Consider the following 15,969-nt stretch of genomic DNA (forward strand, 5'->3'; position numbering starts at 1 on the left):
GTCAATTATCCCTATAAATTTATGTTTATAGGCTCTTTTTGATGAAGTTTGTCATTTTGCGGTCATTGGGGTGTGATAGGATTACGTTTGGCTCAAGTACAATTATAGGAGGAAAATAGTTATGAAGAATAAGATTTTTAAGCAGTTCGTTTCATATGTAATGATTGTATCTCTACTCTTTACATCGGTTGGTGTAGCTTATGGCGCATCGACAGCCGTGACATCGGACATTAAGGGACACTGGGCAGAAGCTCAGATATCTACTTGGATTGATAATGGATTTATTAAAGGTTATGAGGATGGGAGCTTCAAACCGGAGAATCAAATTACAAGAGCAGAATTCTTTACTTTGATTAATCGTTCTTTCGGGTTCACAGAAGAGACAGCCATCTCATTCAGTGATGTTAAAACAGGAACTTGGGTATACTCGGAGGTTGCAAAAGCAGTAAAAGCGGCCTACATAACAGGTTATGAGGACGGCACTATTGGCGCAAGCAAGCCTATTACGAGACAAGAAGCGGCATCTATCGTGGATCGTCTTCTTGGCCTTTCTTCAACGGAAAGCGCAACTGCGGTTTTTACTGATTCTGGCTCTATCGCATCTTGGGCGAAAGCTTCCGTGAATGCTACCGTTGCTAAAGGGATTTTGAAGGGCTACACCGACAATAGCTTCAAGCCAAACAAATCTATTACACGTGCAGAAGCGGTGGCAACCTTAGATCGCGCGGCTGCAGCTAAAGTGACAGCTTACAACAAAGCAGGAACTTACGGCCCAGCAACAGGAACGGAAACCATTAATGGCGATGTTACTATTAACGTAGCAGGTGTAACCTTACAAAACTTAGTTATTAATGGCAAGCTGTTATTCGCAGCCGGTATTGGTAAAGGAGACGCCTTCTTAACTAACGTAACCGTCAAAGGCGAGACTACCGTAAATGGTGGGGGAGCAAACAGTCTTCATTTCAAGGATTCAAAATTGGGTAAAATTATTATCAGGGCTTTAGAGCAAGTACGTTTGGTTGCTGAGGGTTCAACAGTAATTGAATTAGTCGAAGCTTCTTCGGCTGCAATCATTCAAGAAGAAGGCACGACGGGTCAAGGCTTCGGCGATATCATCTTGAATAAGGATTTGCCTGCTGGTTCAGTTGTCGTATTAATAGGTAAATTCGGCAAGGTGAGCATTCTTGGAGACAAAGTGAAGATTGAATTGCCTGATGGGACAACGATTGATATATTCCAAACAGATACAGATGTAACGGTATCCGGAAAAGGAAAAATAATCAAAGCAGTGCTGGGGAAGGACTCCAAAACAACGTTTGAAAACCAGCCAACGGAAATCGTTGGAGGAACTGTAGTACCTGGTTCTGGTCCAGTTACTAATCCAAGCACGCCAACATCTCCTGTAGCGCAAAAGGGAATTGTAATAGGAACTGTATACACTAATAACTTTTACGATGAGTCGCTCGCTAGCGTAGCCGTAAGCGTGTACGCAGGTGTTCAAGATAGCGGCACTTTAGTGGACACTGTGGTCACAGATGACGATGGTAAATATTCGATCAGCAATGTTCCTGCTGGCCAATTTTATTTGAAGTTCGTAAAAGAAGGCTACATGGATAGAACGATTACTCCAGCTAATCACACAGTAACAGCAAACGCTACAACCGACGCTTCGGCATCTTTTATGTACTTTAATCTAGTTAGGGGATATCTAAAAGATACAAGCGGCAACCCAATTAGTTCGTACCTTGTAAACTTATACGATGATAGTGGAAAATCCGATTATGATTTGCAAACATTAACAGCAGACGACGGATCTTTTGAATTCTACGATGTTCCAGATAGTGATGAAGTGTATATCTATGTACCAAGCGGATTTTATCAGTACTATGGTGATGAAGTTGGTCCAGTTAAGGCAGATGGACTAACTATTTTGGAACCAATTGTCCTTAAAATCGAGGAAACACGTCTAAGTAATCTGGTTTTAAGCGGAGCCACACTCAGCCCTGCATTCTCACCGGATGATTGGTATCAAACGGCTAGTGTCCCTAATAATGTATCCAACACAACCATAACGTCTACATCGATGCATCCTAACGGGTATGTAACCTTCGATGCTGATGTTATTAATGGAATAGCTCAACTTAATGAAGGGAATAATTGGATCCAAATTTACTCTCATTCGGAAAGTGGAAACTATAGAACATACCAGGTTAATGTGTATAGGGAAACTACTGAACAAGCGGATGCTATAGCGAAAATTACTTTAAGAGACGAATCCACCCTTGTCCAAGAACTAAACAAAGTTACAAGGTTAGGGACAGCTGTTGATGAGTTTGTGTCACAATATAAAATCGCCATTGCTAACGCAGCTCCTAACTCATTGGACACGTCGGGTAAAATCGCTGATTTGGTAAATCGTATAAACCTCCAAGAAGATGATAATAGACTAGCTTCTCTAAGTTTAAGTGGAGTGACACTTAACTCACCATTCTCTCCCGATATAAAGCAATACACAGCAACCGTATCGAATACCGTTACAAGTACAAAAGTAACTGCTACGGCGATAAATGAGAAGGCTGAGATAGAATTTGATAATGATGATGCTACATTTAATCTAAAAGAAGGGCGTACCAATGAAATTAGGGTTTATGTATATCCTGAGTATCAAGATGAAACCTTGTACACAATTTATGTTTATAGGCAACCGGGGCAAGCGCAATTGGATGCTATTGCAAAGATCCGGGCAGCTACGGATACCGCTTCTGTATCAAGAATTACAATAAATGATTTAAACACTGCCGCAGGAGAAGATATTGCTTATTCTGATTATTTATCAGATTATCAAGGGGAGTTATTAAGATATAAGAGTCGATCGACTCTAAATACGGCAGATGATATTGCTAAATTTATTAATGAAAGTATCAGATAACAGAAATAATATCATTTTATATGCATTCTAACGTTAGTACCATAAAACAGCGGTAGCCTAGGACTTTAATCTGTCCAAGACTACCGCTGTTTTTATATTTGAGCCAGTGTAAACCTTCAAAGACTTAATCCGCTCTTAAAGTAGGTAAGCTATAGTGTTACTATCTCTGTCAGAATTCTATGTTACCCATTATTTCACCTATGCTCTCAAACTATATGTATAACATTTCCTTATTTAATTTTATAATACCATTTTTTGTGGCGAAATGAACAACGATCATAAGCAGTTATTTTTTTAATAGAGTAAATTTTGTAAAAAGCTCTGTGGTTATAATGTAAAATGCAGGCATTCCTAAATTGGCAGAGAACTTATATACTTAAGCACGCTTAATGTCGGTTATTCTCGAGGTATGATAAATGAATGCTGAAGAATTAAAAAAGAAAATCTCGAACTTGTCGATATGGAAAAAGAACGGGCAAAGGGCGCCACATAAACCTTTGCTTCTTTTGTATGCTTTGAGTATGCTTCAACAAAACGTTACTCTTTTGCCCTACGAAGAGATTCGAATGAAAATAAGAAAGCTTCTCTTTGAGTTCGGTCCTATGAGAAAGTCCTACCATCCGGCGGAACCATTCGTAAGGTTGACGACAGATGGCATCTGGAATCTGAACATACCAATAAATAAACGTCAAATTTTCGAAAAACAGCTTATTATTGATCACGCTGTTGGAGGCTTTTCTGATGCGGTGCTTAGTTTATTAAAGGGAAACGGAAAGCTCATTCAAGAAGTAGTTGAGCAACTGCTTAATGATCATTTTCCTGAGACTATGCATCAGGACATAACGGAGGAATTGAGTCTTCAACTATCATGGGTTACAAATCGAAGAAGAGACCCTAATTTTCGAAACAAGATATTAAAGGCTTACGAGTTTAGCTGTGCAATATGCGGCTTTAACGTTAGACTGGGTCATAATTTGATTGCAGTTGATGCTGCGCATATTCAATGGCATCAAGCTGGCGGACCGGATATTGAGGAAAATGGGGTTGCTCTATGCTCCCTCCATCACAAACTATTTGACCGAGGAGTATTCACCATTACGGGGGATAGGCAAGTGCTTGTTGCGGAAGAGGCGCATGGAACACAAGGTTTCGAGGAGTGGCTCATGAGATATCATGGAAAAACAATCCGTTCTCCAATACGTCCGGTATATCAGCCCAAAGAAAGCTTTATTGAATGGCATGTTCGGGAAGTATTTAGAGGACCGGCAAGATATAGAGTTAATGATGGATAGATCATTATATAGATGCGACAATAAAGAGAGGGGACTTCCCCCAATGAAACAAGGCCTCTATGAGCAAGTAATCAACCAACTTACGGCTAATCAACTGACTAACTTAGATACATCCTCATTCGAGATCGGCAAAGAAAAGCTTGATGTCGAAGAAGCGCGTAAGCTGCTATCCAACTACATCGGTCTTGTAACTCGTAGAGCCTTGAAGATGGTGCGTGAGCAGACTAACAATGACGAGGAGCTTATTTTAGCTCAAGTCCAAACCTGTAACGAGATGATATCGACGCTGAAGGGCAGCCTTGGACAGGAAGAGTGCGACTTGCTGAAGCTGGACGAGCAGGGCGAAGTACTGACGTATATCTATTCCAAAATCAATCACATTCGCTCCTTCAAGAATGAGAAAATCATTCGTCCGGCGACTCCCTTGTCCCAAAGCTCCTTATTCACTGGCTCTCACTCCGAGCCGAATATGCTGCATGAGTTAAAGCACGAGATCGTTACATCCGATAGGATTGATTTTCTCGTCTCGTTCATCAAGTGGAGCGGTCTTCGCATTCTCATGGAACAGCTAGAAACCTTTACTTCTAATGGAGGTCAACTCCGTGTCATCACGACGACGTACATGGAAGCGACCGACTATAAAGCGATCATCGAGCTGAGTAAGCTGCCCAACACTGAAATCAAAATCTCATACGATACAGATCGGACACGACTGCATGCGAAAGCGTATGTGTTCAAACGTGATACCGGATTTACTACTGCTTATGTCGGCTCCTCTAACCTGTCTAATCCCGCTCTCACAAGTGGTCTGGAGTGGAATCTTAAGGTGACGGAGAAGGACTCTTATGATGTCCTGAAGAAAATCGAGGCGACGTTCGAGAGCTACTGGAACGATCGGGAATTCCGTAGCTTCACACCGTCCGACACCGAGCACGAACAACTGCTTAAGCAAGCCCTCCTACCGAACAAATCCGGTGCGCAGGGCTCGCTTTATTTTCCGTTCGAGATTACGCCTTACGATTACCAGAAAGAAATTCTCGAGAAGCTAGAAGCCCAAAGAACATTATATGGACGTACTAATAATCTAGTCGTTGCCGCTACGGGTGTGGGTAAAACCGTCGTGTCGGCGTTCGACTACAAGAGATTTGCCGAGAAAAGACCACAAGCGAGACTGCTGTTTGTCGCTCATCGGGAAGAAATTCTGAGACAGAGCCGGGATACTTTCCGCTATATCATAAAGGACTTAAACTTCGGCGAGCTACATGTGGGCAGCAACCAAGCACAAGGCTTGGATCATCTGTTCATCAGCATTCAGAGCTTTAATTCTATGAGGCTTACGGACAACACAACATCTGAGTTCTACGATTTCATCGTTGTGGATGAGTTTCACCACGCAGCAGCTCCTTCCTATCAAAAACTGCTCTCCTACTATAAGCCGCAGATTCTGCTAGGACTAACCGCAACGCCGGAACGGATGGACAGCAAAGACGTGCTTGGTTACTTTGGGGATACGATTGCAGCCGAAATCCGCCTCACGGATGCAATCGACCGGAAGCTACTTAGTCCATTTCAATATTTTGGCGTGACTGACCAAGTCGATCTCTCTCAGGTGAAGTGGTCGCGACGTGGGTACGATCTTGCTGAGCTCGAAAACTTATACACGAATAATAAAATCCGGGTCATGCAGATCCTGAACAGTATGAAGAAGTACGTTACTGATATGGAGCAAGTCAAGGGGCTTGGATTCTGTGTCGGCGTTGATCATGCCATCTATATGGCTAAAGTTTTCGAGGAAGCGGGATTGCCTGCCATTGCGCTTCATGGTAAATCGAGCGACGATGACCGTAGACAAGCAAAAGCCCGGCTCACGAGTGGCGAGATCAAAATGATCTTCGTAGTGGATCTATATAATGAAGGAGTCGATATTCCGGCGGTCAATACGATTCTATTCCTACGGCCCACGGAGAGTTTAACGGTATTTCTCCAACAATTAGGGCGTGGCTTGAGGCTTGCAGAAGGGAAAGAGTGCCTAACCGTGCTTGATTTTATCGGACAAGCCCATCAGGACTACAACTTTCAGGATAAGTACCGAGCATTAATTGGTCACACGAAGCATTCCGTTCAGCACTATGTTGAGAATGGATTTTCAAGTCTGCCCAGAGGTAGCTTTATTCAATTGGAGAAACAGACAAAAGCATATATCCTTCGTAACCTGAAACAAGCGATAACAAATCGTAGAAGCTTGATTCATAAGATCAAATATTTTGAGGGAGATACTGGATTAGATCTCTCGTTAGCAAATTTCGTGCGTTATCATGGACTAAGCTTGTACGAGTTATATGGTGGAAGAAATGGGAATCGAACATTTAATGGTCTTAAAGAAGAAGCGGGTGTTGCGGAAGCTCGAGAGGGATACTCATGGAGTAACTCCGACTTTGTCGCCAAAAGAGTTCCAGCCCTCCTCAACTTGAATTCTCGGAGGCTGATAAAGTTCCTCCTGACTTATCTTGAGAATGGTGTTCCCCCGCGCTCGGAAGAGGAGCGGCTGATGCTGAATGTTTTTTATTATACTTTTTATCGGTCCGAGCCGGCCAAACATGGATTTGCTGACGTGGATGGGGCGATTCAAACTACACTTGCCTATCCCGCTTTTCGCGAAGAAGTCATCGAAATCTTGAAGTACAAGCTAACGCATCTCGACTTCGTGGACAGGCCTAATGAGTTCCCTTTTACATGCCCACTCGACATCCATTGTAGCTACTCCATGGATCAGATCTTAGCCGCGTTTGGCTACTGGAACGAAGAAAAGGCACCGAGCTTCCGGGAAGGCGTAAAGTACTTTGAAGATAAAATGACTGACATCTTCTTTATTACCTTAAACAAGTCAGATAAGGATTTCTCGCCCTCTACGCTATACGAAGACTATGCGATCAATGAGCGATTGTTTCACTGGCAGACGCAGAGCCGGACGTCGGAGGACTCCAAGACGGCGCAGCGATACATTCATCATAAGCAGATGGGATCGCGGATCGCCTTGTTCGTTCGGGAGTATAAAGAAGAGAATAACTATACTTCTCCGTTTGTTTTTCTAGGTGAGGCGGAATATATAAAGCATGAGGGAAATAAGCCGATGAGCTTCGTCTGGCGATTAAAAGTAGATATGCCTCCAGCGATGGTGCCGGCTGCAAATAAAGTTATCGTGTAGGAAGTGAGTCGAATGATTGAAGTGGCAGCGGCCATTATTGAGAACGGACAAGGACGAATATTAATTGCGAGGCGGAAAAAGGGGAAGTCCCAAGAAGGTTTATGGGAATTTCCCGGAGGGAAGCTGGAGCCTGGCGAGTCGCCGGAAGCGTGCCTCGTTCGAGAGCTGCAAGAGGAAATGGGGATCGAGATCTCGCCTTACTCTTATTTCGGGGAAAACGAGCATGATTATGGAACGGTTCAGATCAAGCTAATTGCTTATCTGGCTACATATTCACATGGCGAAATAAGGCTAGTCGATCACGACGATTATCGTTGGTCGAAGCGCGAAGAGCTTCGAGAGTATGAGTGGGCTCCTGCTGATGTTCCTTTTGTGGATTGGCTGATAGACAGAGATCTATCGTAGTCCACCAATCTATTTGAACAAAGCATTCAAAACATTAAACGCTTTTTCAATTTCCGCATCCTCTTTATCCACAAGTAACTCGACAATCTTCCGGATTGTCGAGTTTTTCTTTTCTATATCTGGAAGTTTCCCGTTATTAAACAACTCGAAGAAATTGACTCCAAGAGCTTCGGAAACTTTTTCTAGACTTTGAAGCGTAACGTTCCTCTCGCCCCTCTCAAGATCGCCAATGTATGAATGGGAGGTACTAGCTAATTCAGCAAGCTGCTCTTGGGTTAGTCCTTTTGCCTTTCTAATGCTGCCCACTCGCACACCGATCAACTGATAAATGGATTCTTGCATATCATTGTCCACGCTCCTAATAAGAAGTGTAGACAAAACTAGATGATTGGATAACCCTACTATAAGATCAATATTAATCTCATTAGGTTAATTTACTATTATTCCGAGGTGAAACAAGGAGTGATATGCATGAACAAATGGATTAGTGAAATTTTAACGAAGAGATACGAAGCATTATCGGAGGAATCCAAGAGTAAGGAGGAGTTGATATCATTAGTTGAACAGGCTAACAATTACGAGAAATTATTGATTGGTGAATTGTCAGATGATGGTGTGAAAGTATTGAATACGCCGATCTAAAGCAGCATTATAGCCTTAAGTAGCATGTAGATTTCAGCAGGGTACTACACCAAGTAGTACCTTTTTTTGGCATTCACCCATAGAAGTTGGAACTAAGCAAGGAGCGGTGGGCTAGCTATAATTTGAGGTAGAGGAAGTGTTAAAGGGTCCAAAGTTGAGGAGGAAATGAAATGAGTCAAGCGTCGAGGATATGGGCTGATTTGATCATATGGGCAGGGTATATGCAGCTGGGAGTGGTGGTCGGAAGTCTTGCCATTCCCTATCTACTTCAATGGCGTCAAGAATTGTCTTCTATTCGGCCGTTGATCAGACAGGTGTTCTGGACGTATGCGGCTTATATTTTATGCACCAATCTGTTTATGGCCATTCTGTCTATCTTCCTTGCCCCGAAATTGGTAGATGGTTCAGAGCTGTCTAATGCCATATGCATCTTTATTACGCTTTATTGGGGGGCTCGTATAGGCATTCAGTTTTTCTATTTTGACAAAAAAGGACTACCGAGTAGTGGGATTTATCGTTACGGGGAATGGTTGCTTATTCTGTGCTTCGCTTTCTTCACGATCGTATATGGCAGAGTGGCGCTTATAAGTATTTGGGGGATGTCATGATGGCTGCTTCTGTATTGCTTATCGTTATATGTATTCCGGTGCTCGGTTACCGGATTTCTCAATTACAGTTGCTCGTTGTTAAACGCAGTTTAGTATGGGCAATGGCGCTCTGCTCTATAGTGCTTGCAGATCTAATTATGTTCGCTCAACCCGCGGGGTTAAGGATGGCAGCTATTATCTGGGTGTTATTATATGCGATGAAATCCGTTGTTTACGTTGAAAGCTCGAGTCGGGATAAGCGGGTGCTGCCCGTAAGTCATTGGATTACCTTTCACCTCTGGATTGGAATGAGACCCTATGTATTCGCTAAAAGAAAAAATAAACCGTACGATGATGCCGGCAAATATATTAGGCTTGGAATTGTTCGATTGATGATTGGTTTGGGGTTGGTGGCTCTATCGTGGCTAGTATGGCAATCGGCTGCTCAATGGAATTGGAATCATCGTTTCAGTCTGATTGGGACGAGCTGCTTCTTATTAATGGGCTTAAGCTTTGTGGGACATTTTGGCATACTGAATATTTTGGCGGGTATTTGGAGGTATGTCGGATTTGACTGCCAGCAATTATTCCGCAATCCGATGATGTCGAGAAGCTTGAATGAATTCTGGAGTCGGCGTTGGAATTTAGCTTTTTCGGAAATGACGACTTTGGCCGTATACCGTCCGTTGGCGGGTGTTTTCGGTAAAGAAGGGGCGGCGTTCGCATCCTTCCTGTTCTCGGGAATTCTCCATGAGCTGGCAATAACGGTACCCGTTCGGCAGGGCTATGGAATGCCTTTACTCTATTTTTTTATTCATGGCTGTTGCATTGCAATAGAGCGTATGTTGGATAAAAGAGGACTGTCGGTTTCCAGAATTCCGTGGATAGGTCGAGCATGGACGATGCTTTGGTTGATTTTTCCGGTCTTCCTCTTGTTTAATCGTTACTTTCTGACAGCTATCGTATGGCCGATTATAGGAATTTATTAAATTTTAGTTGGGATGAATGCTATTATGGGACAAGTAAGATGTTGAGCTTTAAGAAAGAAAGGTGAAGGACATTGAAAATCGGTTTGGTTAGACATTTTAAGGTGATGAAAGATTACCCTAAGGGGAAACGATATAGCGCAAGTGACGTGACGCAATGGTTTCAAGAATACGATCTCGCTGAGATCGAAGAGGGAAGCACCGACTTATGCGGGATTGAGTGGAATCAATGTCTCGTAAGTGATATGACGAGAGCAAGAATAACTGCGGAGAAAATATTCGAGGGAACCATACTCGTAAAAGCCGATCTAAGGGAAATTCCTGCACCTAAGTTTACTACGAAGCTTAAGCTGCCGTTCTTAGGGTGGCTAATATTAATACGGCTCTCCGTACTAATGAATCGTCAGACCCGTCAGGATATCAAAATTGCGAAGGAGCGCATCAATAAGGTACTCGATGAGGCGGTCGCATCTGACTTAGAAAATGTACTGATCGTAAGTCATGCAGCATTAATGATGTACATGAGCAGAGAGCTAATCAAGCGAGGCTTCCACGGCCCTAAGCTCGGATACCCAACTAACGGGAAGCTTTATGTTTTTGAGGGGTAGGGGATAGAAATCCCTATCATTATGAAGGGTTTTTTTTGACTTTAATATAGCAGGAAATAAACTAACTAAGATCGAACTTATAATCCAGATAGCCAACAAAACCAAAGCACTACATAATCAACCCAACCCAAGGTGGTCCAAAATGAAAAAGTACCTCACAAAAGTACTCCTACTTAGCTTAACGCTAGTTTTCTGCATCGCGGCATCAAATGCTAACATGAATGTGACTAAAGACTTGCCCCTGCTGGACGATCGGGGAGGTAATTGGGTTCTTAAGAATGCCAAAGAATTTGACCTCAAATGGTCTATACAAGACGATAGTCCTTACCAAAAGTTTGAATTAGACAAGGGACCGAATGGGCTGGTATACGTTCAAAGCTTCAATCATCTCTCTGCGATTGACTCGAGCACAGGAGAGACAGTGTGGAAGAAGAGCTCGGAATGGAAGGGATCAAATCAGAATGAAGTCGGGCTTGATGGTAGCGTGTATAAATTTGACTACGGGAATAGCAAGAAAATAAATAGTAAAACGATCCAATTAAATATAACTCGCTATAGCTCTGAGGGAGTAGTTACAACCTTCAAGAATATTAAAGCAAGTTCGCCGAATGGGGTTCAGTGGTCTCACTATTCCCAAACGATCCATGCAGCCAACTCCAATGGCGATTTCACTATTCTTACGGACAAAGGACTGCTTTCCTTGAAGCCGAACGGCTCTAAGAAATGGTTGCTAAGTAGCCTAAATACGGTCAAGGGTAAGCTGAATCTAATGGACTTGAAGGATATATACGCAGATAACAAAGGGAATATTGTGATTAAGTTTGAGAAAGAGCTCGCTTCTATTAATGCGGATGGTAAGGTGAATTGGGTACGCCCTTACAAGCTTAACAATAATAAGGGAGTCTATTCTATAACGCAAAACGGTTACTTTCTTGAGGTCATCCATGAAGTAAACTCTCAAGCTTATACTCCGAAATTATACAGCATCACGAGTAAAGGATTAATTGCCGTGAAGGATGTTTCTGTCATTAACAAGGAGCTTAACAACTCGGACAAGAACGGCGGATTGTATCAGTTAGAAGACAATACGAATGAGCTCACAAATCTAGATTATTTTAAGGGAAATGCCAAATGGGTATATGGTCTAACGAAGTCGGAGAAGCAGGGCGGACATGAATTGTATAACGGTTCTCTGACTACAGACTCTCAGGGGAATGCCTATTTCGGAAGTAATGTAGGTACCGTCTATTCTTTAGATAACAAAGGCAAACCAAGATTCACTATTAAGATGAGAAACGGGATCATTGCCTTTCCCGACATTGTAGCTATTAGCGATAAGTTAATTGTAGTAACCGTTAATAATCAAATTGCTTGCATTGAGAAAATAGGGAAATAGCAGGTGGAAATCGAGCTCGGTTTGCAGATGAAAGGTTATTTAGTTAAGAGGATAGAAATGGCCGCTTCTCGGTATTAACCGGAAGCGGCCATTTTTCTATATGAGGCGTAAAGGATATTAAGATGACGCACCAAATATGATTTGTCCAAAATCGGAGCTGCGATGGAAATCAGGTGTCTCAGACGTTACGAGATTCCAGCTGAGGTAATGGGGAGCAGGCGTGTCATCACCACATTTGTAGAAATTCCCACTCATAACGGCCCCGGATACCGCTTCAAAATCAGGAAAGAGGCTGCTAATAAATGTGAAAGGAATACGGAACTCCAACTCCCAATAGCGCCTGCCAAATTCCGAATCTGTTAATCCGGTTGCTGGTTTAATCTGAAATATTTCGGTAGTCATGTCGGCTACTTGAGTAAGATCATTTCTTCCGGTCCCAAGACCAAGCAGTAGCGTGCCTGCTGCATTTAATTCAAAGTTTAGATAGCGCTGATCGAGAGCGGGAACCGGTTGGAAGAAAAACTCCACGCAGCTGTCCCTGCACACGGGATCATTCGACTTAAAATACGTTATGGTAGGGTCATCCTCGTACGTCTGGAATTGGATATGAAGTGAATCGCTAGAGTAATAGATACGAGCCTTTACTTCAGGCTTGTAATCATTGTCCGGCCATAGGTGATGATCAAGAATAAGCGGATCGATTGTGCTCCAGATAGCTGCACTGTCATCATTTGAGTGCTTTATGACGATACTATTTTTTTTCATTTCTGTTGGTTACCCCCATGAGTAGAGTTACTTTAAAACAGTATCACAAACATATCCCGATTTCCATCTATAACCAGGTAAGCTGCACACTATGTCCGCTTACGGAACTGGACAGGGGTACATCCTCGGTATCGCTTGAATAGCTCGTCTAAATATTGAATGGTGCCAAAGCCAGTTTGTTCGGCGATTAAGGTGATGGACAGATTGCTGTCACGTATAAGCGCTTCTGCTTTGCTAATTCGATAGAGGTGGATATATTCTGTAAAGGTTCTCCCAACGGTATGCTTAAATACGCGACAGAAATGATACGGACTCATGCAGGCAATTTTTGCAGCATCGCTCACTAGCAGCCTTTCCGCGTAATGGGATTCAATATGGGAAATCACTTCCTTTAACCTCTCCGCTCGTTGTAGGGCTGACAGGTCCCGCGAATTGCTTCCGGTTGATGTTACACCATACTCACGGGACAGCTCAAGTAGTAATACGTGCAGATAGGACTTGATGGCAACCTCGTATCCCTCTTTTTTACGTGTGAATTCATGAATAATAGAGCGGATTACGGCTGTACTGGCATCATATATTGTATCTCCGGGTTTAATGAGAACTGGAAGCATCATCTTTCCCGTTAGGAGGGAACGTGAAGCTACATTCATGAAATCAGAGCTTGCCAGACGACTCCGATCGAGCAATATCGTGTAATACATAGGAGGTTTGTCGACGACATAACCACTATGAATGACACCTTCCCCAATTAGAAAAAGATCACCTTTCGTACCAAACAATGATTTACCACCAATATGTAGCTCTATTTGACCTTCAGTAATAAAAATGAGCTCTAAACAATCGTTATGCCAATGGGGAGAGAAAATCGTTACGCCATCGCATTCAGGCTCGAACAAATTGAACGGATATGTATCGTCTAGCATTGACATGTATTGGTTTGAACCGGAAGCACTCATCGGCATCGCCTCTATATGCGCAAGATTGTGTAAAAATATAGCATTGTTATCCGTAGATTGTGTCTCGATTGTACCCTATGATGAAAGCAATATAAAGAGGGAAGGAATTGAGGAACATGGGGAGCCAGCAGCTACACATTCAATTGAAAGAGGGGGAAGCTTGGTGGGGTGGCGATGTTACGGATGGAATACATATGCCTTTCGGTAGAAAACCCTTTGAAAGAGACTTGACGATTGGTATATCCGGTAATCAGGCTGCTCCGCTTCTTGTTTCGAGCCATGGTCGTTATGTATGGTCCGAGCATCCCATTCGATATAGCTTCGCAAACGGTGCTCTAACTGTAGCCTGTGATGCGGGTGAAGTTGTGTTGGAGGATCGTGGGACTGATCTGCGTAGCGCATTTCTTGCATCGGCCAAGAACCATTTTCCTTCCACGGGAACACTGCCTGACGCACGCTTTTTCACAGTGCCGCAGTACAATTTGTGGATTGAGCTTCAATACGAGCCGACACAGGATAAGACGATCGAATATGCCGAGAGTGTGCTGGCAAATGGTTTTCCACCTGGAGTCATTATGATTGATGATAATTGGATGGAGGATTACGGGGTTTGGAAGTTCCGTTCCGACCGTTTTCCCGATCCGAAAGCAATGACAGATAAGCTGCATGAGATGGGATTCCAAGTCATGCTATGGACATGTCCATTCGTCAGTCCGGATAATGCGGCGAATTTCCGGATGCTGGAGAGGGAGGGCTTTCTGCTTCAGGATGAGCATGGGGAAGTGGCCATTCGCAGATGGTGGAACGGCTATAGCGCTGTGCTGGACTGCACGAATAAGGATGCCGTTGATTGGTATTGTGGGCAGCTAGGGCAATTAATCGACGACTATGGAATTGATGGCTTTAAGCTGGACGCAGGAGACCCTGAATATTACAGAGCTTCGGACCGAAGTGCAGTGCCCCTTCATCCGAATGAGCATTGTGAGGCTTGGGCTATTGTGGGGCTTCGTTATTCCTTTAATGAGTACAGAGCCTGCTGGAAGCAAGCGGGGCAGCCATTGGTGCAGAGACTGAGGGATAAGAATCATACGTGGGATGAGAACGGATTAGCCTCGCTTATTCCGAACGGTCTGGCACAAGGACTTACAGGCTATGCTTATATTTGCCCAGATATGATTGGCGGTGGAATGCTTGGTGACGTCGAAAATAACCCGGATTTTCGCGTTGATCAAGAATTGTTTGTTCGTTATGCGCAGTGTTCGGCATTATTTCCAATGATGCAGTTCTCAACAGCACCATGGCGTGTATTGGATCAGGAGCATCTTGAATATTGTAAGGCTACAGCTAGGCTTCACTCGGAGCTGGGAGACACCTTTCTTGAACTAGCACACCATTCATCGCAGACCGGAGAGCCAATCATGCGGCATATGGCTTACGTATTTCCGGATGGAGGCTTTGAAGAGGTAACTGATCAGTTTTTAGTTGGTGATGATATTCTTGTTGCTCCTGTTATTATGAAGGGAACGCGTAGCCGTACAATCTCTTTCCCTGGTGCGGAATGGCAGGGAGACGATGGGAGCATTGTAGCCGGACCTTGCACACGCAGCGTCGAAGCTCCACTTTCCCGCCTTCCATGGTATCGCCGGAGAGAGTAGCAAGTGGTGGGTTTCTGAGCAGATTTACGCCTCAACTAGTCGTTGCATCGGAGAGCATCACATTGTGATGCTCTTTTTTGATATTATTCGTCGCTTATCTGCTCATTTTCCACACGAGTTTAACCTATAGGTCGAAATTGAATTTATGTGTATGTAAGAGGAGGTGGAGGATTGTTATAGTCTGATTGGGTGATGAACATTGAGCTTTGATTATTCTATAATTGGTTATCGAATTAAGAAAGCTAGGGAAGACAAAGGGATTACGCAAGAAACTCTAGCTGAGTCTATGGACGTGTCCAATGCTTATATAAGCAAGATTGAAAGAGGCCGAACACCAGTTAATCTCGATAATTTGGATAAAATATGTACCGTTCTCGAGACGACTACGGATTATATTTTGCGTGGAACGAGTACGACTAACGATGAATATATGCGGAATGAAATTATAGATATGCTGGAAGGCTGCTCACCGGAAAAAATTAAGCTGATCGCAAATGTGATTAAGCCGATTATTGATTATAAAGGGTAATGTCGTGATAG

At 43.3% G+C, this 15,969-nt stretch carries 14 protein-coding genes; 11 read left to right on the forward strand and 3 right to left on the reverse strand.

Annotation, left to right across the window (positions count from 1 at the left end):
* Window positions 1–121: 121 nt before the first annotated feature.
* From KCTCHS21_RS03615 to mutT, 4 genes are all read left to right on the forward strand, one after another.
* Entirely contained in the window at window positions 122–2,929 is a 2,808-nt protein-coding gene (locus KCTCHS21_RS03615) for an S-layer homology domain-containing protein (protein WP_130605167.1), read from the forward strand.
* Window positions 2,930–3,345: 416 nt separating this feature from the next.
* Window positions 3,346–4,221 carry a phosphorothioated DNA-binding restriction endonuclease gene (locus KCTCHS21_RS03620; protein WP_130605168.1) on the forward strand — a complete coding sequence of 292 codons (876 nt, stop codon included), beginning with the start codon at window positions 3,346–3,348 and terminating at the stop codon, window positions 4,219–4,221.
* A gap of 43 nt (window positions 4,222–4,264) precedes the next feature.
* On the forward strand, window positions 4,265–7,426 hold the full coding sequence (locus KCTCHS21_RS03625) for a DEAD/DEAH box helicase (RefSeq protein ID WP_130605169.1): 3,162 nt from the start codon (window positions 4,265–4,267) through the stop codon (window positions 7,424–7,426).
* Between the two features lie 12 nt (window positions 7,427–7,438).
* The gene (gene mutT / locus KCTCHS21_RS03630; protein WP_130605170.1) at window positions 7,439–7,831 is read left to right on the forward strand and encodes an 8-oxo-dGTP diphosphatase MutT; all 393 of its coding nucleotides are present in this window, start codon (window positions 7,439–7,441) and stop codon (window positions 7,829–7,831) included.
* Window positions 7,832–7,840: 9 nt separating this feature from the next.
* Here mutT and KCTCHS21_RS03635 read toward each other — a convergent pair whose 3' ends face one another.
* Window positions 7,841–8,173, reverse strand: coding sequence for a helix-turn-helix domain-containing protein (locus KCTCHS21_RS03635; RefSeq protein WP_130605171.1), 333 nt, complete (start codon window positions 8,171–8,173; stop codon window positions 7,841–7,843).
* Between the two features lie 129 nt (window positions 8,174–8,302).
* Between KCTCHS21_RS03635 and KCTCHS21_RS30790 the strand changes: the two genes are divergently transcribed.
* From KCTCHS21_RS30790 to KCTCHS21_RS03655, 5 genes are all read left to right on the forward strand, one after another.
* Window positions 8,303–8,473, forward strand: a complete 171-nt coding sequence (locus tag KCTCHS21_RS30790; RefSeq protein ID WP_157993937.1) for a hypothetical protein — start codon at window positions 8,303–8,305, stop codon at window positions 8,471–8,473.
* A gap of 170 nt (window positions 8,474–8,643) precedes the next feature.
* A complete protein-coding gene (locus KCTCHS21_RS03640) occupies window positions 8,644–9,081 on the forward strand; it encodes a hypothetical protein (RefSeq protein WP_130605172.1) in 438 nt (145 codons plus the stop codon).
* On the forward strand, window positions 9,078–10,049 hold the full coding sequence (locus KCTCHS21_RS03645) for an MBOAT family protein (protein WP_157993938.1): 972 nt from the start codon (window positions 9,078–9,080) through the stop codon (window positions 10,047–10,049). The genes KCTCHS21_RS03640 and KCTCHS21_RS03645 overlap by 4 nt, the downstream gene beginning before the upstream one ends.
* A 71-nt stretch (window positions 10,050–10,120) precedes the next feature.
* The gene (locus KCTCHS21_RS03650) at window positions 10,121–10,654 is read left to right on the forward strand and encodes a histidine phosphatase family protein (RefSeq protein ID WP_232058060.1); all 534 of its coding nucleotides are present in this window, start codon (window positions 10,121–10,123) and stop codon (window positions 10,652–10,654) included.
* Window positions 10,655–10,796: 142 nt separating this feature from the next.
* Window positions 10,797–12,050 carry a hypothetical protein gene (locus KCTCHS21_RS03655; protein ID WP_130605174.1) on the forward strand — a complete coding sequence of 418 codons (1,254 nt, stop codon included), beginning with the start codon at window positions 10,797–10,799 and terminating at the stop codon, window positions 12,048–12,050.
* A gap of 117 nt (window positions 12,051–12,167) precedes the next feature.
* Here KCTCHS21_RS03655 and KCTCHS21_RS03660 read toward each other — a convergent pair whose 3' ends face one another.
* Entirely contained in the window at window positions 12,168–12,815 is a 648-nt protein-coding gene (locus tag KCTCHS21_RS03660) for a carbohydrate-binding family 9-like protein (protein WP_130605175.1), read from the reverse strand.
* 89 nt (window positions 12,816–12,904) lie between these two features.
* Window positions 12,905–13,747 carry an AraC family transcriptional regulator gene (locus tag KCTCHS21_RS03665; RefSeq protein WP_162309260.1) on the reverse strand — a complete coding sequence of 281 codons (843 nt, stop codon included), beginning with the start codon at window positions 13,745–13,747 and terminating at the stop codon, window positions 12,905–12,907.
* Between the two features lie 143 nt (window positions 13,748–13,890).
* Between KCTCHS21_RS03665 and KCTCHS21_RS03670 the strand changes: the two genes are divergently transcribed.
* Window positions 13,891–15,429 (forward strand): glycoside hydrolase family 31 protein, encoded by a 1,539-nt coding sequence (locus KCTCHS21_RS03670; protein ID WP_130616330.1) that lies wholly within the window; start codon window positions 13,891–13,893, stop codon window positions 15,427–15,429.
* Between the two features lie 199 nt (window positions 15,430–15,628).
* Window positions 15,629–15,958, forward strand: a complete 330-nt coding sequence (locus KCTCHS21_RS03675; protein WP_130605177.1) for a helix-turn-helix domain-containing protein — start codon at window positions 15,629–15,631, stop codon at window positions 15,956–15,958.
* The last annotated feature ends 11 nt before the right edge of the window (window positions 15,959–15,969 follow it).

Origin of the sequence: Cohnella abietis (assembly GCF_004295585.1) — a bacterium.
Lineage (GTDB): Bacteria > Bacillota > Bacilli > Paenibacillales > Paenibacillaceae > Cohnella > Cohnella abietis.

What these genes read in the sequence shown, in the direction of transcription:
- KCTCHS21_RS03615 (WP_130605167.1), top strand. Translation starts at nt 122, where the DNA reads ATGAAGAATAAGATTTTTAAGCAGTTCGTTTCATATGTAATGATTGTA.
- KCTCHS21_RS03655 (WP_130605174.1), top strand. Translation starts at nt 10,797, where the DNA reads ATGAAAAAGTACCTCACAAAAGTACTCCTACTTAGCTTAACGCTAGTT.
- KCTCHS21_RS03665 (WP_162309260.1), bottom strand. Translation starts at nt 13,747, where the DNA reads ATGTCAATGCTAGACGATACATATCCGTTCAATTTGTTCGAGCCTGAA.
- KCTCHS21_RS03620 (WP_130605168.1), top strand. Translation starts at nt 3,346, where the DNA reads ATGAATGCTGAAGAATTAAAAAAGAAAATCTCGAACTTGTCGATATGG.
- KCTCHS21_RS03635 (WP_130605171.1), bottom strand. Translation starts at nt 8,173, where the DNA reads ATGCAAGAATCCATTTATCAGTTGATCGGTGTGCGAGTGGGCAGCATT.
- KCTCHS21_RS03645 (WP_157993938.1), top strand. Translation starts at nt 9,078, where the DNA reads ATGATGGCTGCTTCTGTATTGCTTATCGTTATATGTATTCCGGTGCTC.
- KCTCHS21_RS03625 (WP_130605169.1), top strand. Translation starts at nt 4,265, where the DNA reads ATGAAACAAGGCCTCTATGAGCAAGTAATCAACCAACTTACGGCTAAT.
- KCTCHS21_RS03640 (WP_130605172.1), top strand. Translation starts at nt 8,644, where the DNA reads ATGAGTCAAGCGTCGAGGATATGGGCTGATTTGATCATATGGGCAGGG.
- KCTCHS21_RS03660 (WP_130605175.1), bottom strand. Translation starts at nt 12,815, where the DNA reads ATGAAAAAAAATAGTATCGTCATAAAGCACTCAAATGATGACAGTGCA.
- KCTCHS21_RS30790 (WP_157993937.1), top strand. Translation starts at nt 8,303, where the DNA reads ATGAACAAATGGATTAGTGAAATTTTAACGAAGAGATACGAAGCATTA.
- mutT (WP_130605170.1), top strand. Translation starts at nt 7,439, where the DNA reads ATGATTGAAGTGGCAGCGGCCATTATTGAGAACGGACAAGGACGAATA.
- KCTCHS21_RS03670 (WP_130616330.1), top strand. Translation starts at nt 13,891, where the DNA reads ATGGGGAGCCAGCAGCTACACATTCAATTGAAAGAGGGGGAAGCTTGG.